At 56.7% G+C, this 17,227-nt stretch carries 38 protein-coding genes and 1 pseudogene; 17 read left to right on the top strand and 22 right to left on the bottom strand.

The features are described from left to right. Window positions 1–127: 127 nt before the first annotated feature. The 3 genes from DXY02_RS12560 (at window position 128) to DXY02_RS12565 (ending at window position 945) form a co-directional block, all read left to right on the top strand. Window positions 128–292, top strand: a complete 165-nt coding sequence (locus tag DXY02_RS12560; protein ID WP_206749637.1) for a hypothetical protein — start codon at window positions 128–130, stop codon at window positions 290–292. A gap of 122 nt (window positions 293–414) precedes the next feature. Then, window positions 415–612, top strand: a complete 198-nt coding sequence (locus DXY02_RS08580) for a hypothetical protein (RefSeq protein ID WP_006851951.1) — start codon at window positions 415–417, stop codon at window positions 610–612. 180 nt (window positions 613–792) lie between these two features. Continuing rightward, entirely contained in the window at window positions 793–945 is a 153-nt protein-coding gene (locus tag DXY02_RS12565; RefSeq protein WP_170950581.1) for a hypothetical protein, read from the top strand. Window positions 946–953: 8 nt separating this feature from the next. Here DXY02_RS12565 and DXY02_RS08585 read toward each other — a convergent pair whose 3' ends face one another. The 5 genes from DXY02_RS08585 to DXY02_RS08600 form a co-directional block, all read right to left on the bottom strand. Continuing rightward, window positions 954–1,136, bottom strand: a complete 183-nt coding sequence (locus tag DXY02_RS08585; protein WP_114988961.1) for a hypothetical protein — start codon at window positions 1,134–1,136, stop codon at window positions 954–956. Between the two features lie 67 nt (window positions 1,137–1,203). Beyond that, window positions 1,204–1,743, bottom strand: a complete 540-nt coding sequence (locus DXY02_RS08590; RefSeq protein WP_114988962.1) for an ATP-binding protein — start codon at window positions 1,741–1,743, stop codon at window positions 1,204–1,206. Continuing rightward, window positions 1,736–2,170, bottom strand: a complete 435-nt coding sequence (locus DXY02_RS08595; RefSeq protein WP_114989184.1) for a nuclear transport factor 2 family protein — start codon at window positions 2,168–2,170, stop codon at window positions 1,736–1,738. The genes DXY02_RS08590 and DXY02_RS08595 overlap by 8 nt, the downstream gene beginning before the upstream one ends. A gap of 117 nt (window positions 2,171–2,287) precedes the next feature. Then, the gene (locus DXY02_RS13085; protein ID WP_006850359.1) at window positions 2,288–2,413 is read right to left on the bottom strand and encodes a hypothetical protein; all 126 of its coding nucleotides are present in this window, start codon (window positions 2,411–2,413) and stop codon (window positions 2,288–2,290) included. A 53-nt stretch (window positions 2,414–2,466) separates the two neighbouring features. After that, window positions 2,467–2,736: a hypothetical protein gene (locus tag DXY02_RS08600; protein ID WP_006850218.1), complete on the bottom strand. Its 270-nt coding sequence runs from the start codon at window positions 2,734–2,736 to the stop codon at window positions 2,467–2,469. Between the two features lie 97 nt (window positions 2,737–2,833). On the opposite strand from DXY02_RS08600, the gene DXY02_RS08605 reads away from it, so the two are divergent. Then, window positions 2,834–3,064 (top strand): hypothetical protein, encoded by a 231-nt coding sequence (locus DXY02_RS08605; protein ID WP_114988963.1) that lies wholly within the window; start codon window positions 2,834–2,836, stop codon window positions 3,062–3,064. On the opposite strand, the gene DXY02_RS08610 is transcribed toward DXY02_RS08605, so the two are convergent. Continuing rightward, entirely contained in the window at window positions 3,041–3,790 is a 750-nt protein-coding gene (locus tag DXY02_RS08610; RefSeq protein ID WP_114989185.1) for a sulfite exporter TauE/SafE family protein, read from the bottom strand. The two genes, DXY02_RS08605 and DXY02_RS08610, sit on opposite strands and share 24 nt — an antisense overlap. A gap of 17 nt (window positions 3,791–3,807) precedes the next feature. Then, window positions 3,808–4,305 (bottom strand): hypothetical protein, encoded by a 498-nt coding sequence (locus DXY02_RS08615; protein WP_114988964.1) that lies wholly within the window; start codon window positions 4,303–4,305, stop codon window positions 3,808–3,810. Between the two features lie 65 nt (window positions 4,306–4,370). Between DXY02_RS08615 and DXY02_RS08620 the strand changes: the two genes are divergently transcribed. Continuing rightward, window positions 4,371–4,553, top strand: coding sequence for a hypothetical protein (locus DXY02_RS08620; protein WP_114989186.1), 183 nt, complete (start codon window positions 4,371–4,373; stop codon window positions 4,551–4,553). A gap of 147 nt (window positions 4,554–4,700) precedes the next feature. Here the strand turns inward: DXY02_RS08620 and DXY02_RS12570 are convergent, their stop codons facing one another. Continuing rightward, entirely contained in the window at window positions 4,701–4,859 is a 159-nt protein-coding gene (locus DXY02_RS12570; RefSeq protein WP_170951537.1) for a hypothetical protein, read from the bottom strand. A gap of 187 nt (window positions 4,860–5,046) precedes the next feature. Here DXY02_RS12570 and DXY02_RS08625 point away from each other — a divergent pair, with 187 nt between their 5' ends. From DXY02_RS08625 to DXY02_RS08640, 4 genes are all read left to right on the top strand, one after another. Then, window positions 5,047–5,265: a CP12 domain-containing protein gene (locus DXY02_RS08625; protein WP_006852050.1), complete on the top strand. Its 219-nt coding sequence runs from the start codon at window positions 5,047–5,049 to the stop codon at window positions 5,263–5,265. Window positions 5,266–5,356: 91 nt separating this feature from the next. Further along, window positions 5,357–5,860, top strand: a complete 504-nt coding sequence (locus DXY02_RS08630) for a DoxX family protein (protein WP_371640081.1) — start codon at window positions 5,357–5,359, stop codon at window positions 5,858–5,860. Window positions 5,861–5,968: 108 nt separating this feature from the next. Continuing rightward, window positions 5,969–6,124 carry a hypothetical protein gene (locus DXY02_RS12575; protein WP_006850963.1) on the top strand — a complete coding sequence of 52 codons (156 nt, stop codon included), beginning with the start codon at window positions 5,969–5,971 and terminating at the stop codon, window positions 6,122–6,124. Window positions 6,125–6,319: 195 nt separating this feature from the next. Further along, a complete protein-coding gene (locus DXY02_RS08640; RefSeq protein ID WP_244276230.1) occupies window positions 6,320–6,616 on the top strand; it encodes a hypothetical protein in 297 nt (98 codons plus the stop codon). Here the strand turns inward: DXY02_RS08640 and DXY02_RS08645 are convergent. From DXY02_RS08645 to rpsU, 3 genes are all read right to left on the bottom strand, one after another. Beyond that, window positions 6,606–7,226 (bottom strand): hypothetical protein, encoded by a 621-nt coding sequence (locus tag DXY02_RS08645; RefSeq protein WP_244276232.1) that lies wholly within the window; start codon window positions 7,224–7,226, stop codon window positions 6,606–6,608. The genes DXY02_RS08640 and DXY02_RS08645 overlap by 11 nt on opposite strands. Window positions 7,227–7,265: 39 nt before the next feature. After that, window positions 7,266–7,505, bottom strand: a complete 240-nt coding sequence (locus DXY02_RS12950; RefSeq protein ID WP_114988968.1) for a hypothetical protein — start codon at window positions 7,503–7,505, stop codon at window positions 7,266–7,268. Window positions 7,506–7,648: 143 nt separating this feature from the next. Continuing rightward, window positions 7,649–7,825, bottom strand: coding sequence for a 30S ribosomal protein S21 (gene rpsU, locus DXY02_RS08655; protein WP_009790002.1), 177 nt, complete (start codon window positions 7,823–7,825; stop codon window positions 7,649–7,651). 93 nt (window positions 7,826–7,918) lie between these two features. Here rpsU and DXY02_RS08660 point away from each other — a divergent pair, with 93 nt between their 5' ends. Further along, the gene (locus DXY02_RS08660) at window positions 7,919–8,152 is read left to right on the top strand and encodes a hypothetical protein (protein WP_114988969.1); all 234 of its coding nucleotides are present in this window, start codon (window positions 7,919–7,921) and stop codon (window positions 8,150–8,152) included. 12 nt (window positions 8,153–8,164) lie between these two features. On the opposite strand, the gene DXY02_RS08665 is transcribed toward DXY02_RS08660, so the two are convergent. The 3 genes from DXY02_RS08665 to DXY02_RS08675 all read right to left on the bottom strand — a co-directional run bounded on the left by DXY02_RS08665 (window position 8,165) and on the right by DXY02_RS08675 (window position 10,673). Next, the gene (locus DXY02_RS08665) at window positions 8,165–8,482 is read right to left on the bottom strand and encodes a hypothetical protein (protein WP_114988970.1); all 318 of its coding nucleotides are present in this window, start codon (window positions 8,480–8,482) and stop codon (window positions 8,165–8,167) included. A 313-nt stretch (window positions 8,483–8,795) separates the two neighbouring features. Then, window positions 8,796–9,293 (bottom strand): early protein (E6), encoded by a 498-nt coding sequence (locus DXY02_RS08670; RefSeq protein ID WP_114988971.1) that lies wholly within the window; start codon window positions 9,291–9,293, stop codon window positions 8,796–8,798. A gap of 3 nt (window positions 9,294–9,296) precedes the next feature. Then, complete coding sequence (locus DXY02_RS08675) at window positions 9,297–10,673, bottom strand: DUF2130 domain-containing protein (protein WP_114988972.1); 1,377 nt, start codon at window positions 10,671–10,673, stop codon at window positions 9,297–9,299. A gap of 87 nt (window positions 10,674–10,760) precedes the next feature. On the opposite strand from DXY02_RS08675, the gene DXY02_RS12585 reads away from it, so the two are divergent. Beyond that, the gene (locus tag DXY02_RS12585) at window positions 10,761–10,901 is read left to right on the top strand and encodes a hypothetical protein (RefSeq protein WP_170950994.1); all 141 of its coding nucleotides are present in this window, start codon (window positions 10,761–10,763) and stop codon (window positions 10,899–10,901) included. 7 nt (window positions 10,902–10,908) lie between these two features. Here the strand turns inward: DXY02_RS12585 and DXY02_RS08680 are convergent, their stop codons facing one another. The 3 genes from DXY02_RS08680 to DXY02_RS12595 form a co-directional block, all read right to left on the bottom strand. Then, complete coding sequence (locus tag DXY02_RS08680; RefSeq protein ID WP_244276234.1) at window positions 10,909–11,310, bottom strand: DUF1499 domain-containing protein; 402 nt, start codon at window positions 11,308–11,310, stop codon at window positions 10,909–10,911. Then, window positions 11,307–11,462, bottom strand: a complete 156-nt coding sequence (locus DXY02_RS12590; RefSeq protein WP_170951534.1) for a hypothetical protein — start codon at window positions 11,460–11,462, stop codon at window positions 11,307–11,309. Before DXY02_RS12590 ends, DXY02_RS08680 begins: the two co-directional genes overlap by 4 nt. A gap of 222 nt (window positions 11,463–11,684) precedes the next feature. Further along, complete coding sequence (locus DXY02_RS12595; RefSeq protein WP_170950585.1) at window positions 11,685–11,843, bottom strand: hypothetical protein; 159 nt, start codon at window positions 11,841–11,843, stop codon at window positions 11,685–11,687. Between the two features lie 437 nt (window positions 11,844–12,280). On the opposite strand from DXY02_RS12595, the gene DXY02_RS12600 reads away from it, so the two are divergent. Beyond that, window positions 12,281–12,442, top strand: a complete 162-nt coding sequence (locus DXY02_RS12600; protein WP_170951539.1) for a hypothetical protein — start codon at window positions 12,281–12,283, stop codon at window positions 12,440–12,442. Window positions 12,443–12,547: 105 nt separating this feature from the next. Here DXY02_RS12600 and DXY02_RS13090 read toward each other — a convergent pair whose 3' ends face one another. The 3 genes from DXY02_RS13090 to DXY02_RS08695 are packed head-to-tail and all read right to left on the bottom strand — an operon-like array spanning window position 12,548 to window position 14,542. Then, on the bottom strand, window positions 12,548–12,670 hold the full coding sequence (locus DXY02_RS13090; protein ID WP_255441949.1) for a hypothetical protein: 123 nt from the start codon (window positions 12,668–12,670) through the stop codon (window positions 12,548–12,550). A gap of 56 nt (window positions 12,671–12,726) precedes the next feature. Further along, window positions 12,727–14,187: a glycosyl hydrolase family 57 gene (locus DXY02_RS08690; protein WP_114988975.1), complete on the bottom strand. Its 1,461-nt coding sequence runs from the start codon at window positions 14,185–14,187 to the stop codon at window positions 12,727–12,729. Between the two features lie 13 nt (window positions 14,188–14,200). Further along, window positions 14,201–14,542 (bottom strand): hypothetical protein, encoded by a 342-nt coding sequence (locus tag DXY02_RS08695; protein WP_114989188.1) that lies wholly within the window; start codon window positions 14,540–14,542, stop codon window positions 14,201–14,203. 158 nt (window positions 14,543–14,700) lie between these two features. On the opposite strand from DXY02_RS08695, the pseudogene DXY02_RS08700 reads away from it, so the two are divergent. Next, a pseudogene (locus DXY02_RS08700) lies at window positions 14,701–15,039 on the top strand (phenylpyruvate tautomerase MIF-related protein). Window positions 15,040–15,121: 82 nt separating this feature from the next. Continuing rightward, on the top strand, window positions 15,122–15,286 hold the full coding sequence (locus DXY02_RS12605) for a hypothetical protein (protein WP_170951540.1): 165 nt from the start codon (window positions 15,122–15,124) through the stop codon (window positions 15,284–15,286). 132 nt (window positions 15,287–15,418) lie between these two features. On the opposite strand, the gene DXY02_RS12610 is transcribed toward DXY02_RS12605, so the two are convergent. Then, a complete protein-coding gene (locus DXY02_RS12610; RefSeq protein WP_170951541.1) occupies window positions 15,419–15,583 on the bottom strand; it encodes a hypothetical protein in 165 nt (54 codons plus the stop codon). A 303-nt stretch (window positions 15,584–15,886) separates the two neighbouring features. Further along, window positions 15,887–16,042: a hypothetical protein gene (locus DXY02_RS08705; protein ID WP_244275955.1), complete on the bottom strand. Its 156-nt coding sequence runs from the start codon at window positions 16,040–16,042 to the stop codon at window positions 15,887–15,889. Between the two features lie 125 nt (window positions 16,043–16,167). Here DXY02_RS08705 and DXY02_RS08710 point away from each other — a divergent pair, with 125 nt between their 5' ends. From DXY02_RS08710 to DXY02_RS08720, 3 genes are all read left to right on the top strand, one after another. Further along, entirely contained in the window at window positions 16,168–16,467 is a 300-nt protein-coding gene (locus DXY02_RS08710; protein ID WP_114989189.1) for a hypothetical protein, read from the top strand. A gap of 208 nt (window positions 16,468–16,675) precedes the next feature. Next, entirely contained in the window at window positions 16,676–16,861 is a 186-nt protein-coding gene (locus DXY02_RS08715; RefSeq protein WP_114988977.1) for a hypothetical protein, read from the top strand. Between the two features lie 89 nt (window positions 16,862–16,950). Continuing rightward, a complete protein-coding gene (locus DXY02_RS08720) occupies window positions 16,951–17,184 on the top strand; it encodes a hypothetical protein (protein WP_244276238.1) in 234 nt (77 codons plus the stop codon). The last annotated feature ends 43 nt before the right edge of the window (window positions 17,185–17,227 follow it).

The raw sequence follows: 17,227 nt of genomic DNA on the forward strand, positions 1-17,227 counted from the left end.
ACGATTCAGATCAACTGAATCGGAAAGCCCCCTCCTCGGAGGGGGCTTTTTGTTGCTGTGTTCGCTGTGAAGGTTGGGCGGTGCATCAGGCCCCTTCAGGGCACCATCCGATCTGCTTCTCCAGCCGTTGCATCCATTGATGGCAGCGGTGTGTGAGGTGTGCCCCCTGGGGGATGCGCTGTTGGTGGTGTGCACAGGCTGGCTGGGTGACCCCCGCCTCAGCAAGGGTGTGCTGAAAGTGCTGGCAGGTGAGGCACACCATGATGGATCGGCTCGGTCGGAGTTGCCCTGATCCCATCGGTGGCCAGGCGCTTGGCGGCGGAGCGTTGACGATGCCCATACGCGTCTTATTGGTAACTATGTACTACTCGCAGTCCTTTTGGTTGTCAACGTGGTGTTGGGGAGAATGGAGTCATGAGTGAGCCTCGCCCCACCCTCCAGTTCGATCTGGACCTTGAAGCTGTTCGCCTGCTCCACCGCTCGGTGAGCTTTCACCTTGAGAAATGGCCCGGGGGGCCAGATCCCAGAGAGCAGGAGGCCCTGCAGTCGATGAAGACCTTGCTCACGGCAGCGTTGCTTGAGTTCAGCCTTGACCAGGACGGTCAGCGCTGAAACCTGCTCCCTTCACGGGTGAGCAGGGAAGCAGCGACAGCGCTGCGTTGGCCGCTGTACAACTCATTGAGTCGGTTCAGGCCTGGCTGGACTGCATCGCCACCTGTTGCATTAACGATGGAAGAGAACTTGGCTCCAGCAGCTTTGGTTCCTGCGTTGTTCTCTTAAGCCGTTGTCCCCGTGGGTTGGTTGATCGCCCTTGCCATCGTCGTGGTGCTGTCCTGGCTGGGATGGCGTTGGAATCAGCTGGAATGTGCTGAAAGCCGCTCCGTCAGCGGCCGTTTGGTGAAGCGGATGCGTCGTCATTCGCGGCGACGCAAGCACCATCACTAGGCCTTCAATCAGGCCATGGGCATGCGACAACCCATTTGAATCCTGCCTTCGTCGATCAACCGGCCGAGCCGTTGGGCGACAGCCTCCTCAGTTCGTGTGAATTGATCCTGGCGGGCGGTCACCCACGCCATCTCACCGTTGGTGATCACGCCGGTGGACATGGCTTCGAGAAAGAGTTCGCCGAGTGTCATGACACTTGTGCCGTTGGGATCACGTTGATGGGACTCCGAAGGGGGTGCATGACCTGCTCACCTTTCTTCATGGCAAGGGGTCAAGGATGGTTTGGAGGGCCCGGTTGATCTGATCGCTGAGCTGGGGGCCGGCGGGATTGAGGCGAATCAAGCTTGTGAATCCTTCGCTGAGGTCGGGCCTGTTGGGGGGGCTGTTCAGGCTCAGGTGCATCGCACGAATCACGGCCTCTGGAACGCACCGTTGGCGGCTGCGGTTCCAGACCAGGCACTGATTCAACGGTGTCTGCAACCACCAGCCGGTCCATGGCAGGTGCTGGGCCCCCATGCTTCGCTGCATCAACCCCTGGCGCCAGTTGAGTTGCGCATGGGTTGCATCCACCAGCACGTTGTCGCCATCGGCGATGGCGCGGTCGATGGCGCCATGCAGACGGGGTTCCAATTCAGACCAAGGACCCTGCACATTCGCCTCTCCCCACAGTTGTTCCCTCAGCACGTCATTGGCGATCACCCGTGCAGGGAGCAGCGGAGCGAGGATCGCCGCGAGGGTGGACTTGCCGCTGCCCGGGGGGCCGATCAAAAGATGGCCCTGGGGCCGTGGTTCAGGCAACGAAGCGTTTGTAGAGCCAACGCACCAGTCCACCAATTACGGGCACGGGAGCAAACGTGGGGCCGACGAAATCGAAATAATCGCGGTGGTCCCCGATCTTTCCATCTGGATTGAAGCGGAGCCGGGTCGCCCCGGGATAGATGAACTCAATCCCTTTGATCTTGAGGCCCATGCGCCATTCAACAAAGGCTGTTTCACCGTTCACCACCACCGATTCCGTTTCCAGGAACACGTCATCACAGCGCTGCATCAGACCGTCCTGGGCAAGGATGTAGGCGTCAATGCCCTGCCGTTCCTGGGTTGGATCGGTGAAATGCACGTCGCTGGCATAGACGGCTTTCCACTGCGCAGCTGTGGGGCCGGGCGTGCCGTAAGGCTTGGTGAACAGGGCACGGATCTGTTCTGCGCCCAGCGGAGGATGAGGCATGGGTGTTGTCATCAGAAGTCGGCGCCCACCTGAGCTGTCATGGTCTCAGCCCAGCTCACGCTGGGAACCAGGCCGAGGCCGAGAAGTCCAGCCGTGGCGAGGAATCGATGCATGGCGTCAGTTGAAAAACCCCTTGGACTGAAGCCAGAGGCCGATGGCGACCAGGGGCCCGAAGCCGGCGATCAACACCGTGATCTTGAGGCGCAGCGGTGACACCTGGGGTTTGGTCTCTCGAAGAGCCATGGCAAGGCACGAAGGCAACTGGAACCTAAACGCTGTGCTGCGTTCGTTCCTGTTCAGAGCTCGTACTCCTCTTCAAACTGCTCAATCAAGCCCTTGTACAGCGCCAGAAGACCCTCGGTTTCTTCGCAGAATCCGTCCGTTGTGTACTTCGCGATCAGATTCACCACGGCGCTGCGGATCTGCGTGAAGGCGCCGAGGTACTCACCCTGGATGTCTTCATCGCGGATGTCGTTGATCAGCGCGCCCACCAGCTCAATCTTGCGCTTGGCAGCGGCCATCTCCGCTTCCATCTCTTTGTTGAGCTTGCGGCGTTTCTTCGGCATCCCCTCAACCGGTTCAATCAGCGACATTACGGGAGCCGCAGGCCTTCCTCGTTCGAGCGACTTCCCCTAGCGTCGGGTTCGCTAAACCCATGGCCTTGTGAATCGGACCTTCCGCGGTGTTGCCTACGTGTCCGTCTGGGTGGTGATATGGGGAACGGTGGCGTCCTTGATGGACTGGATGCTGCTGACAGGTGAGGTTTACCAAACGGCCAGCTCTGGTCAGGCGGTGACGTTCATCGCCTACGGGGCCGCAACAGTGGTGTTGGCCACGCGTTTTTCGGGGCGTTTCCTTGCAGATGCCGATTCAGAGGCTGCGGATCAGGAGTGATCCGCCCATCAGCAGCGCCAAGATCTCGAACGCTTTTTTGACCAGGCGGCTTCCTTTCACCAGGGAATAGTGGGCCCCCAGGAAGCCTCCGATCAGTGAACCCAGCACCAGAGGTGGAAGCCAGTCCCAACGGATTTCGCCGCTCAAACCCAGCACCAGCGCCCCGGTGCCATTCCACCCCAGGCCCACCAGCACCAGGGTGTGAGCAACGGCTCTGGCGTAGCTCAGCCCAAACCAGCGCACCAGCCACAGGGTGACGAACAACCCCGTGCCTGAGGTGAGTGAACCGTTTAGAACGCCAATGATGAACAGCCCGCAACTGCCAAGCCCAACGGTGCGGGCTGTCAGCGGGTAGGGCTGGTCTGTCGTCCCCAGATCCGGTTTCCGAGCCGAATAAACCCCCAGCCCAAGGGTCAGCAGCCCAAGGCTCGCTGTGGCCACTTGATCGGGCAGCGCAAGAACCATGCTGGCTCCCACAAACACACCTGGAAGACCGGCCGCCAACACCAGCGCTGAGCGTTTCAGATCAAGACTGCTGGCACGCCAATGACGCCCACTCGCTCCCAGCCCCAGCGCAACGCTGGCCACCTTGTGGGTGGCCAATGCCATGGAGAAAGGAAGGCCCAGAAGGATGAGGGCGGGCAGTTGCACCAGTCCTGCTCCCCCTCCCGCCAGAGCCGAGAGGGCATTGGCGCCAATGGCGATGCCCAGCAGGGCGATTTGCATCAGCAGTTCGGACACACTCAATCTCGTGTCAGGAAGGCGATGGGAACTGAAAAGGTGATGATGCGGTGTGGATCTCCCGGAAGAATGGCAACGCAGGCCACTTCACGATCAGCGTGAGCCTCGCGGGACTGCACCACAAAGGCTGTGGCGTCTTCGATGCTCCACATCGGGGCATCACCACAACGGCGTTCATCCCTGTAGGCCTGCCAGACCTCGCAGAACGCCTCCCCATCCTCACCATGTTTCATTTCCGTCAGCGCCTGTTCCAGGCCCACGTCTTCGAACCGTTCGAACAGGCGCACCATCAACGGGTGGGCAATGGTGGATGAGGCCTTCAGGGTTGAGTTGATCGTGCCGATGGCACTCACCATCAGCTTTGGTTTGGAGCGTCGTGCATCGATCACTCCCACAGGCAGATTGAGATCCCAGATTGGGTGTCCGCTGACGGCACAGGCCAGATCGAACAGCCCCAAGCTGCATTGCTTGATCAGGCTCTGAATGGTCTCTCGATCCATAGCTCAGTTCCGCGTGGCCCGATTCACCGTTTGCGTTCCAGTGTTGCCAGGATGGCCATCGGTTGATGCCGCCCTGGATGTCCCTGGTTCAGATCTACCTTGATGCCGTCACCCACCAGGTGATCACCAGTGAAGAGCTTGCCTATGTGGCCGGCCATCAGGAGCAATTTGATCGAACCGAACGGAAACTCACTGCACGGCTTGAACAGTTGATTGGCGCAGGGAATATCAGTGTTGGAACGCGTTGATCATCCGAACAAAAAGCGTTGAAGTCGTTTCAGGAATTGGCGCAGTGGCTTTTTGTCACGGCTAAAGATCTGCCGCTCATCTGACAGCATCGCGCGACTCACCCGATCTGCGCTTCTGATAGGCGGGAAAGGCTGTCCAGTCAACCTTCACGGCAGGGCAACCACCCCCGACCAACTCTGCAGAACGTCAGGTGCGCCTTGGGTCAGGGCGGCAACAGCAGTGGCTGAGCCAATTCCGATTCCCACCACAACTCCCACGGCGAAGACAAGCAGCCCTGTCAGAACGCTGCGTTCGGAAAATTGCATCCACTCAACATCAGCCAACCCGACTTTCCTGCGGCTATCGACCAATGGCCACTGTGGTGTCACAGGACGTGATGGGGCCCGGAGCGGATCTGTTGTGTGGTTTCGGCCACAAAGGTAGATCTACCGACTGATCGATCGGGGTGGTCTTCGCTAACAACCGAATGTCAGCCAGATGACAGTTTCAGTCATGAAAACGATTGACGAGCACATTCAGAAGGACCAGGAGGAGTTCCTTAAGGCCCTGTCTGAGCACAACGAAGGTAAGGTGCGTCATCTCACGGAGGAGCTGCAGTGGCTGTTGGATCACAAGAAGGAATTTCCTGATGATCCCCATGACCCCTCACCCCTTGAGCTGTTCTGCGAGCAGAACCCCGATGAGCCCGAGTGCCTGGTCTACGACGACTGAGTAGAAATACCCATTCCTTGCTCCGTCCTGGCGCGAAGCCGCGTAACTACACGCAACTTATATAAGTTGTGTGTAGTCGATGTGTTCTGTGGTGATTCGCGCCATTCTGACCCGCCCCATTGCTGGCGATCTCGGTCTGCTCCTGCTTCGGGTGTTCACCGGCGCGCTGCTGATTCACCACGGTTACGAAAAGCTCGCCAATATCGAGAATTTTGCAGATGCATTCGTTCGCCCTCTGCATCTACCCTTCCCGATCCTTCTCTCCTACGTCGCAGCGTTCTCGGAGGTGATCGGCAGCTGGCTGTTGATTACTGGCTTGCTGACGCGGATGGGAGCCTTGGCAGTCGCCGGGACCATCTCCGTCGCCATCTATCACGCCATCGTCACAGCGGGCTTCAACATCTATCTATTGGAGCTTCTTGGCCTTTATTTCGCGGCTGCCGTGGCCATTCTCGCCTGTGGCCCAGGTGTCTTTTCCATTGACGAACTCATTGCCCGCCGCCTTGAGCCCGACATGCAGTTTTCCGCTGCGGAAGACACGGATTTCGCCGCTGGCGAAGCCGTTGTTCTGGAAGAAGCCGTGGCCAGCCGCTGAACACCAGCGTGATCAGATTCAAAAGCCCCGCCATCGCGGGGCTTTTTTCATGGCTGGCGACGGTATGGGCGAAAGACGCGTCAGAATCATCGAAGTTGGATCAACGCGATGAAAGAGGTCAGCCTGCTCGAGATGATTGGCCGTTCTCTGGCAAAGGTTGCAGCAGGGGCTGGTGTTGCAGCAGTGCTGATTTGGCTCACCTACGTGATGCTTGATGTTGGTCATATGCAGTCGGGCTTCACCCTGCCCCAATCCAGTTACTGAACTCAGATGCAGTGGAATGATCTTGAATCTCCGGTTCTGATCATTGCTTCGCTGTTGATTGTTCTGCAGGTTTGTTGGATTGGAGCTGCGCTTCGGCGCAACCAACGCAGGCGCCTTGGGGAACCCCTCAGTGCCACAGCATTTCAACGCGAACTCCAGCGGATTTTCTCAAGCGCGAACGGACTGTCCTGAGCCATGAAGCAACTTCCAGGTCAACAGAGCAGAACCCTGCCGCGATGGCTGAAGACGGTCATGGCAGGTGCAATCACCGTGATTGCCACCATTTGGCTGGTGTCGTTGCTCCCCTTTCTGCTTCTCGCAGCCTTGGTGCTTTCAATCGCGCTCATCCCAATCACCCGTCGGCTGAGACGGGAGATGGAAGAAGCTGGATTCAGTGTTGATCAACCCAGGTCGAATGTTCAGCGCCCTGATCTCAACATCACCCCCTGGCACCGACAGATTCGCAATCTCTGGAGAGACTTCAGCTCTTGAACAGGTCGTTAGCCATTGAGCGATAACGACCAAGAGAACTGCCTGCGCGACGAGACTTTGTGGGCACACTTTGTCCCGGCAACAGGTTCAATGGAGCGAAATTCACCAACGTCAGCTCTGAGCGCTGCTGCTGTTCGGCTGCCAGCAATTCGGCAATGGCTTCTGATGTGGTTTGTGCGGGAGCTGCGCTCTCCGAAAAAGCTTCGGTGGTCTCCACCGGCTCGGTCTTGAGAGATGTTTTGGTCTTGGAGGTGCCGAGGGGCCACAGAAAAACCAGACTCAGCAAAAGAGCAACGGCGGCCGTGAGGGTGCCGGTGAGTCCAAAGGCCAAACCCTGAAAATTCCACAGCAACCCGGAACCCGCCATGCCGAAGGTGCCGAGGATCGCCAGCATCAGGCCGAGGAAGGATGCCTGTGGTGCCTTGATCTTGAGGGGCTGGCTGGTTTCAGGGACTTCAACGGGTGAAAGTCGTGGTTCAGGCCGAAGCAGAACAAAGCTGATTCCCAGCAGAACCAATGCCGTAACCGTGCTGCCAAGCCCCAGAGTGCGGCCTTGAAAATTCCAAAGCAAACCACCGCCGGCAAGACCTGAAACTCCGAGGGTTGCCAATGCAAGTCCGCTCAAAAAAGGAAGACGATTGCGCATGGCTCAGTTGCTCCGGTTTTGCATGGCGGCGTAAGCAACGGCTCCGCCAGTGATCACAGTGAGTAGGCCTGTGGTGAGTAAGAAGCTCACCAACATGGCGAATCCAAGAACAGATCCCAGGAGGGACATCTTGATTCGCAGCAATTTCGACTTCATCAACAACACCAACAGCAAGACCACGGTGGTCTTCAAGCCAGCGATTTTTGCCGCACTGATCGGGCAAAAAGGATTAATCAACACCATCGGCCGGTCTTGCCCTTACCAAGCATTTATGAAGTCTGGCGAAAACCAGAGCGCACTGTGAAAAAAGCACCGTGAAGAGGGCGACGGATGGGCACAAAAAAACGGGCCCGAGGGCCCGTTTGGAGCTGACATGTCGTGCGAGCTCAGCGACGACGGTTGCGTGAACGCTGCTTGAGCTTGCGCTTGTATTTCTCAACGGGGGTCTCGTGGTGACGGATCCGACGCAGATCAGAAAAGATGCCGGCTTTGGCGACGGAGCGCTTGAAGCGACGCAACGCGGATTCAATACCTTCGTTTTCGCCGACAGTGACCTGACTCATCCGTTCCCCGAAAGAGAGCAATAAACAATTACTTTACCAGCCGCCCTCTACCCCATCCCCCACCACCTGCCCGGGGTGGGATGGGTCTCTTGCATGACGCTTGTTGAAGAGATCGTGGCGCGTCCCGGCTTCTGCTTTGGGATGGGTCCATCACTCCGGCAGGTCCCTGTCTTGACCCTCACGCACTGCCCCCTGTGCATTGGTCTGGCTGTTCTTTCGGCCGTTCGATTTATGGCCCACTGCGTGATGGCCGTTCAGCTCGAACGCAGCACGGCAGGGGAGTCAACCCATCCCGCCATGCTGCTGGGCACTCTGTTTGAGCTTTAAAGCCGTTCTGCCTCAGGGATCGCTGGGATCAACCAGCTGCAGATAGGCCGTATCGGCGTTCTGCAGGACGACATCATCGTGATGAGCGTCAACGCTGTAGATGAGGTGAAGCAGGCGGCCGCGATCCATGCCACGGTCGGCCACGTCTTTCCAGAGGCGTGAGCTGAGCTCCACATCACGCCATCTGAGCTGGGCATCGACCAGTGCCCGCGTCATCGCGATGTAGCTCTGCCGGTCGTTGCGCAGCCGGTCTTCGGAGAAGCTGTGTTGAGTTGCCGGCTTGAGCAGATTGCGAATCGTCTGTGAGGCCGCCTTCAGCACCTTTGGCATCGTCGTTGTCCGACTCAGTTCAGTCTGATTCGGTCGTCTGGGCTGACAACGGAGTGAAATGCCTATGCCTGGATCAGAAATGAGTATTTGAACTCACTCCAGCGGGACGGTAGTGCTGATGACTTTTTGTAAAGTCAAACCCGTTAAGTTCAATCAGCTGACCTTAAGCCTGTGGAAATATTTGTGATGGCGGCCCTATTTGTGCCCTTTTCTGCCCTCGTGATGAATGCATTTTCTGGTGATTCGGAAGACGATTTCGATTTCCTCTGAATGGAAGCCAAGCTCCTGGCGATGATGGCCTTTGGTGCCGCTGTTATGACCCTTTGGGCTTGGTTGATGGCGAATTTGCCGCGGATGGGGTCTGACCGGAGCAAGCCTGACAACCGCCGTTGATGCGGTAAGGCGCGAGGTGTCCACGCAGGCAAGTTGTGCCGCGGAAGAAGAGTTTTTGTCCCAGTTCTCGTGCGTGAGCATCGGTGAGCGGCAGGGAAAGCCAGCGATCAGGCACTTGACCCTTCAGCTGTGATCTGGCTTCCAGCGCTGCTTGGCGGCGTTGTTTTTCCTCCCGATCGTTTTTGCGATAAACCCCTTCAATTTGAAGTTCGCGGGAACAGATTTCACAGGCATTCACGGTGGGCTTGCGGCGAGCCGTGTTCAGCGACAACTTGTCGCTGGGAACTTCCCGCTCGGCCCCGCAGCTGCAGCGGCACCACCAAAAAGCGTTTCCTGCTTTGGTTCGCCGTTCGGATGCGCGCACCACGGTGAGTTTGCCGTAAACCTCGCCAATGCGGTTGCGTGGACTGGAGGGCATGGCTCAGGCCGATTTCTGATCAGGAGCGTTGTTCAAGTCAGTAAACTTGGCTGCCATAGTTGGATTGCGTCGGGTCAACTTTTTAACGGTCACATCCTGTGCCTTGTCATTGGCAAGCCTCAGGTTTCGATCCGCACCCATCAGGGCATCCTTGGTTTTTTGGAGGTGATCGATCGACTTATCGATTTCATCGATTGCCGTTTGGAAGCGTCTGGAGGCGAGGTCGTAGTTGCGTGAGAAGGCTGTTTTGAAGGTTTCGAGGTCGTTCTCGAAATTGGTGACATCAATGTTCTGTGCCTTCACCAGAGCTAGTTCAGCCTTGTATTCCAGAGACTTCATGGCTGCATTGCGGAGCAATGTGATGAATGGAATAAAGAATTGTGGGCGAATGATGTAGGTCTTCGGGAAGCGATGAGACACATCAACAATGCCTGAATTGTAAAGCTCATTTTCAGGCTCCAGTAGGGAGACGAGCACCGCATACTCGCAATTTTTTTCGTTTCTATCTTTATTTAGCTCTTTGAGAAAGTCTTCGTTTTTCTTTTTCGTGGCCGTTGTATCAGCCTCATTTTTCATCTCAAACATGATCGAGATGATTTCGTTGTTGTGGTCGTCCTGGTCGCGGAAGATGTAGTCACCCTTGCTTCCACTGCGCGCGTCGTTGTCTTTTTCGAAATAGGCCTTGGGGAAAGCCGCTGCACGAATCCTGTTGAATTCGGTTTCGCAGTGTTGCTCGAGAGTTTCTCCCACCATTTTGGTGGAAAGCCGCGCCTTCATGTCGCGCAAGCGTTCAATGGCCTGATCCCGATCACTTAGCTGGGCTTCGTAGCGATCTTTCAGTGACTGAGATTCCAGTTGATGCTTCAGTTCCGCTTCCTTCAAGCCGCTTTGAAGTGCATCGCGTTGCTTCTCCACGGAACTGACCGCTTCATTCACGGCCAGCTGGCGCTGCATGGCTCCAGCCTGGAGCTTCGCCTGCAAATCCCTCACTTCACTGTCTTTTTGCAGCGTCATCGCCTGCATTTCTTTGGCGAATTTGGTTTCAGCCAGGCGTAGTTCTGTGGCCTGCTGCTCACGAATTTGCTGGAGCTCAGCGGCAATGCGATCACGCTGTTTCTCCGCTTTGTTCACGGCATCTTTAATCGCCAGTTCCTGATGGATTGCACTTTGCTTGAGTTGGGCCTCAAGCGTTTGCATTTCCCTATCTTTTTTGGCAACGGCCAACTCGATGGCATTGCGTTTGTCCTGTTCGGCGAGGGCCAGTCGCTTGTTCAGTTGCTGCTCAAATTCACGATCCCTCACCTGTTTGAGGATGTCGGCATACCCGGCCTCATCCACCTTGAAGGCGGTATTGCAGTGAGGGCAAATGATGTCGTGCATGTCTGACGATTTGTGTTGAACGTTCGCGCTACGTGCTGGGATTTTATCCGGCTCTGGCTAATACGAGATCAGCCCACGGTTCATGCCATGCCCGATTGGATCGATCCACGTTCGCTGCTCGACACGGTGATCATCTTGAGCATCGTGGCCTTGGCCGCCATCGGATTCGTGGTTGGCATCAAGGAAATGATCACCGATCTGAGCAAACTGCGTCGCGCCAAGGTTTAAGCGGCCTTCATCTCTCCAGCCCCGACCGCAGCACCGCCAATCGTGCGGCGTTCACACCAAGATCCGAGTCGCCGAGACGCGACTCGGACCGTGCCTGGATCCGGTTGTTGTCGCGATCAGCGAACAGCTCCAGGTCATCTACAAAGCCAAAGAAAGCGCTGCTGGCCTCGGCATGCAGATAGGTCTCGGTTTCATCAATCACAACCGTCCGCAGCGACTCCTGCACCAACCCACTCAGCTTGCTGAAGTCCGCCATCGGGTCGGAGCTCGCCCAGGTTTGGCTGGAACAGTGAGCTGTTGTCGAGCAGTCGCGCAACGCCCCGTTGCTCACGCCGAGATCCGCAGGGACGGGGCCAGAAAGATGGAAGAGCATCAACACGGGGGCCAGTAGGCCGGCGAGGAAGGTCACTGGTCTCTGCGGGAACGACCGCCCCAGTTCAGCATCCATAGCCAGATGCCGAACAGGGTTCCAACTGGTAAGGCGATCACCACCAACTGGCTGATCACGAACTGGCGCGCCTCAGGATCCACGGTTGCACTGATGGGGGGACATGCAGGCATGACTCGCGTCCCGTTCGCCATCATGGAGCGCATTGCTTGGCAACGATGACAAATCCGGGTTGGATTGTGCTCGCATGGTTGGTGGTGGCGCTGGCGTCTGCCCTCAAGTTTTGGTCGATCACGCGCCCCTATCGCGACAAAACAGCTCTTTCCCGTGGGCAAATTGACCAAGCACGTCAGCGATTGGAACGACGCTGGCGAAACGACAGCAAAGTGTGATGCTTATTTCTCGGCGATCACCCAGGCCGTGGCAGCTCTCTGACGCACATAGAGATCTGCGAGTTCCCGTGCCAGAGCTTTCAACTGGTCAAGATCGTCGGTTTCGTTGATGGACCGCTTGATCGCTTCAGCTTCGAACTGCTGAGGCAAGCTCAGGTTCATGACTTCCAAGCAGGTCAACCAACTGTAACCAAGCGTTATTTCTTGTGTGGGCTGGCTGCTGCCCGTGAGCGGGCAATCTCCTGCTGCCAAGCCAGAAGCAGATCTTTGCTGATCTCCTGAAGCTGTTTCACGTCAGTCATTGAATTGATATCGCGACTGCGCTGTTCAATGTCGAATTGTTGGCCAAGTGTCAGAGCGATGGGCTCCATGGTGACGTCGGCAGGTTCAGCTCAAAGTATTGACTCGATCCTGCGTTGTCGTAACAACGGGTACGTTTTATCCCTGCTGTGTGCTGTTCCGTACTTGGTCTGGATAAAAGAACATTGACCCTTATTCTTGCCATCGTGATGTGAAGCAAGCGCCGGTCGCTAAATGTTGATATAGAAGGCGATGCCGTTCTGCATTGCTTATATTTTGTGGGTGATTTAGGTAGAGCTTTGGACGGTTCCGGACAAAATCTCGAGCGCCGTTATCACCTGGAAGTTTGGAGGGAAACGGTGTATTGGATGCAAGCGCGATGTAGCGACTTGCAGGAGCTCGATCGTGAGGGCGATGCCGCTTCGATTTATATGGAATTTCGCCTGAAAGAGATCGGCTGACTCGAAATCAATTCTGGGATTCAGCGACGGGCAGGGAAACAGCCACCAACAGGGCAATTCCGATTTCCGTGGCAGCAATCAGCAGTTCGGTAACGATTCCCATGCTCAGTTGCGGTTCTCGTCGATGGGTGGCATGTCACTTGGACGCATCAGGGCAAACACCACAGCAGCCGTCAACACGATGCCAATGCCCACCATTGCGATGATTGCGGTTGTGTAATCACCCATCAGGTGTGTCCAGCTCTCATTACGTTACACGAATGTAACGCTCTGTAAAGCATCTCTCAGTTGGTTGGAGTCGTTGCCGTTCTCTGATTCAGCAGCTCCTCTCCCCGGCGATGGATCTCCTGGGCATAGTCGGTCCAGGTTCCTTGACCCCAGTAGCGAAAACAACTGGTTTCCAGCAGCAGCACATGCAGCAACGCTTCCTGATAAGCCCGGGTCCCGGTGGTGGTGGGGTCTGCGGCGACTGAGCGGTCGAACAGCGCATGAAACTGAGCGCTGAGTTGATTCATCGGGGCCAGCACATTGGCGTAACCCTCAACCCAGCTCAGGTCGTTGGTCCAGGACGCACCCTCCATGCTGAAGCTGGTGTCGTCAGCCCTCAGTTTGCTGATGGTCTCTTCCATCACTTCGGCTGAGGCGTTGTAATCAAGCTCTTGCCAAAGGCGGTGTTGTTGTACCGCCTGGATGGTGGGGAAGTGGTGGCGATTCACTCCCTTGCGCTCCAGGGCCTCAAGGTATTCACTGCCGTTGATGGCTACGGTGCCGTTGGGGTTGTCACGGATGTGGCGATTGGCCTGCCGGAACGCCTCTGGGAATTCATTCATCATCACCCCACCGTTTTCTCCGTCGGCGATCTGGCTCACCAGAGATGGCAGCGCAACGTCACCAAGACGTTGCCGTTCGCAACCCAATGCCTCGTAATAAGGCTGCATCTGGCCCACAAGTTTGGTGTCAGACCCCTGTGTTTTGATCAGTGCCGTCATGCTGATCTCCTCGCCTCGACTGTTCCTGGCGAGAAGTTGATTGGGAATGAAGCATTGGCTGCGCGGCAGTGGACTGCCGTCCATGCGTTCAACGCTGTGCTCCTGCACCAGAAGCCACTGATATCCAGCTTCTTTGAGGGCTTTGATGAATTCGAACAGGGTGTCGGGATGGTTGGGTAAAGCCATCTCCGGCGGTGAGAACCCCTTCACTCGCTCCAGGGCAGCGCTGCCAAAACAGGCCGCGAACTGCTGTTGCCAGGCGCTGATTTGCAGTTTCAGGTCTGGGATGGGTGTGGATGGAGCCACGGCATGGCTCCAGAAGGTTCCAAGCCACTCCACATGTCCCTGCATCAAAGGGTCACAGGCGAGGTAGTGGAGTGCATCGCCAATGTCGCCGCGCCCCATCTGCTCGATTCCCCAGAGCAGATTGCCCGAATAGTCGAGCATGATTCTTGGGTTGCAGCCTTCGTTGATCAGTTCAGGCAGCAGCTCGGCAAGACGCCGATAGCAGTGGGCGAATGGCTCTGCGTTGTGGTTATCACCCTCGTTGGGGTGATCGAGCATGTATTGAAGATGGGAGATCAATCTGTTGTTCGCCCCCGCCGGCACCGTTGGTTGGTGCATGTGAAGAGCACAGGCAAATCCGGAACGCAGTTGTTCAAGATCGATCGCGCTGTTGGCCCACACGTGACGCGGGGTCAGCATCACAGCGGCGATGTCCGCTTCTCGTCCGCTGATCGGGGGACAGCCTGTCATTGCACTCCGCTTGTTATGACCAGCCGGCACGCGGTGTTTGGCGCAGCATGCCTTCCCAATGATCACGCCAGGTGTGCTGATCGCCAATGCCAGCCAGCAGTTCAACCTCAGCAGGGGCCTGATCCAGCCGATGCCTCCAGCGGGTGATGTCTTCGGCTTGATCGAGCCAGGTGCTCATCACGTCGTGACGAATTGCCTCCCCATCCCAGTGGTGCTGGTCGGCCATGTTTTGCGACCAGTGCATCAATTCATCCAGGCTCAGTGGCCTGAATCCCATGATTGTGAGACCTGTGATCTGCTCGAGTTCAAAGCGACGCAGAACGTCTCCAAGGCCAAAGAAGTGAAGAAGGATCATTGAGCTGATCACTTTTGTGTGAAATTTATGAGCCTTTCTTTCTTCGAATTGTTCAGGTTGATGCTCTTTGTTTGTGGAAATATTTCAATTGGATCAACATCCAGGTCTTGGCACTCCTGGCACGAGAGTGCCAAGCTTCTCCCAGCATTCTTGAGCCGATGCCTCTGATCAATGTGCGCACGTCGCTTCCAGCACTGAAAGACGGATCGGCGTTGCTGCAGGAGCTTTCGTCTGAGTTGGCCAACCAGAAGGGCAAGCCGGAGGCCTATGTGATGACGCTCCTGTAGACGGGCGTGCCGATGACCTTCTCCGGCAGCCACGAGCCGTGCGCCTACGTGGAGGTGAAGTCGATCGGTGCCCTGCGTCCGCCCGCGATATTGGCCGCATTCTGTGAACTGATCCAGGCACGCACGGGAATTCCTGCCAACCGGGTGTACATCGGTTTTGAGGATGTGCAGGCCAGCTGTTGGGGTTGGAACGGCAATACCTTTGGGTAACAACAGCTGCTAACAACAGGTAACAAGCCAATTCGCGTTGTCAATCAACTTGCTTAGCGTTTGCTCAGCACGAATGATTGCTGTGAGTGAATCCTTCGGTTGTCTTCCCAACAAAGAATTGAGTTCTGGTGTGTCGCAGTGGTGGCGCGAACGGGTTCAACACCTGATTGATTGCGGCCGGGCTGAGGATGCCCGCTGCCTCTACCTGGAGTTCGGGGAGGACAGTGCAGGAACTCTGGGTTTCTGAAACTGCATAAAAAAGGAGGGTTCCCTAGGCCCTCCCGGAGTCGACGCATTACCCCTCACCGGGGTGCACCAAGTGTTACGTGCTGAACACTCAAGCGCTGTAAGTGTTGATACTTATTCTTGGACGTAACGATCAACTTAAGGATTGTTCCTGACGCCGCAGAATTTCATAGGCCTGCCAGAGACCTTCAACGTCAGAGCACCCCGCGTATCGATTGCAGACGCGATAGCGGCCCTGGCCGATGGCATCAATGGTTGTGCCCTTGAAGGTGGCACAGATGCGGCTGATGCTCTCCATGGAATTTGCTCAGTGGATCAAGGATCTACAGCCGTGAGGGGGCGCCATGCACATCTGATTTGCAGATCTAAATCTCTTTTGCGGGAGCAAAGATCCATGGCTAACAGCTCAGCGCCATAAAAAAAACCGGGCTTGGCCCGGTTTTGATCAACATTTGCTGGCGTTTTGAACGCTCAGGCTTTGGAAGGCTTGGTTGTGAGTGCAGCAGACATGGCGGAGGCCAGGAGCACGCATCCGGCGACGGCGAGGAAACCCATGGATCAGGGGGAGGGAACGACTTGAGCATCATTCCCACAGCTGGCGTCAGCTTTTGTTGCTGTTGGCACGGAATTCGGAAGAACCTTGCTTTCGGCCGCCCTCGGCCGTTTTCACAGGCATCTCCTGACGGTCGAGACACGATGAGCACAGCAATTTCCCCTTGTTGCGCCAGTACGCCGCCATCGAGCGCTCGATGCGCATGGAGCACCCTTCACAGCGAAATAACGGCATCGACGGCTCCGCGACGCAGCCCTTCTAACGCAACGGCGCGGTTGAACCGGTGTTCTCTGTGACGATGGGTGCGCTTCGCTCGCCCCAGCCTTGTGATGCAGGTCCTGCGTTTGTTGCTGCTCACTCTGATGGCGCCTGTCGCCTCTGCCTCCACGTCGTTTCAGCCCTTGGATCGGGTGGAGGGTTGGTTGATCGAGCGACGTTTGGACACAAACCAGGATCCGATCTGCCGTGCGTCTGTGCCTGGACCTGGCACCTGGTTCTCGGCACGGGTTCATCTGGATGCGAACGACGAGATGGTGGTGCCTGCCGGACTGCATCTGCCGGAAGAAACGAGGCTGGAGGCTGTGCGTGATGCGCTCCGGCGTTGTCGCGCCAGTGTTCTTTATCTGTAGTGGATAAAGCTTTGTGGCCGGGGCCGCTGCTGATCTGAAATCGAGCTATGAAATCGGGGTCGGCTGTTGCAAAATCGTCGACTCCTCACACCACCTGAGCCTCCGCCAAGCGCGGGGGCTTTTTTTTGATTGATCCCGAACAGCACCTTTCGATTTTGTGCTCAGCAAATGTTTTGCGGTTGTGATGTTTTTAACCGCTAGATCTCTGATGTATTGCATCGAGAGGCTTGATACAGGAGGGCAGTGGATCCAGGAGATCTGCTTCAAAACGGAGTTCAAAGCCTTTGTGAATGCCCGCACCAAATCGCGCGCCACGTTGAAGACCTATCGCGTGGTGCATGCCACCTGGAATCAGGTGGTCACCGTTGTGCAGGGATCAGCTGAACCCCATTGATCTGGCTTGCTTCGGCGTTTCCCGAGCCGTTGCGATCCCGAAGACTTCAAGGCTCTTTCTTGGATGTGAAATGTCCTGAGCCATAACCGGTGGCCCAGGCGTCTGTGGGCATGATCCTCACGCGGTATCTCAGCAGTGAAGGTTGGGTGGAGGAGTGTTCCCATGCCAACGCTTTTGATGCCTACATCGACGCAAGGCGACGCTGCGTGCTGCGGGGCTGTCCTTATCTGCTGGTGGATGCAGAGACCGGCAGCACGGTCTCCGTGCTCACTGTGAAACAGTGTTTGCACCAGTACGGCGTCGAGGGGGATTTTCCGGCGTGATCGCTTCAGGGGATCGACGCAAGAGCCGGCAGGATGGCGGTTG

Origin of the sequence: Synechococcus sp. N19 (assembly GCF_900474045.1) — a bacterium.
Taxonomy (GTDB): domain Bacteria; phylum Cyanobacteriota; class Cyanobacteriia; order PCC-6307; family Cyanobiaceae; genus Parasynechococcus.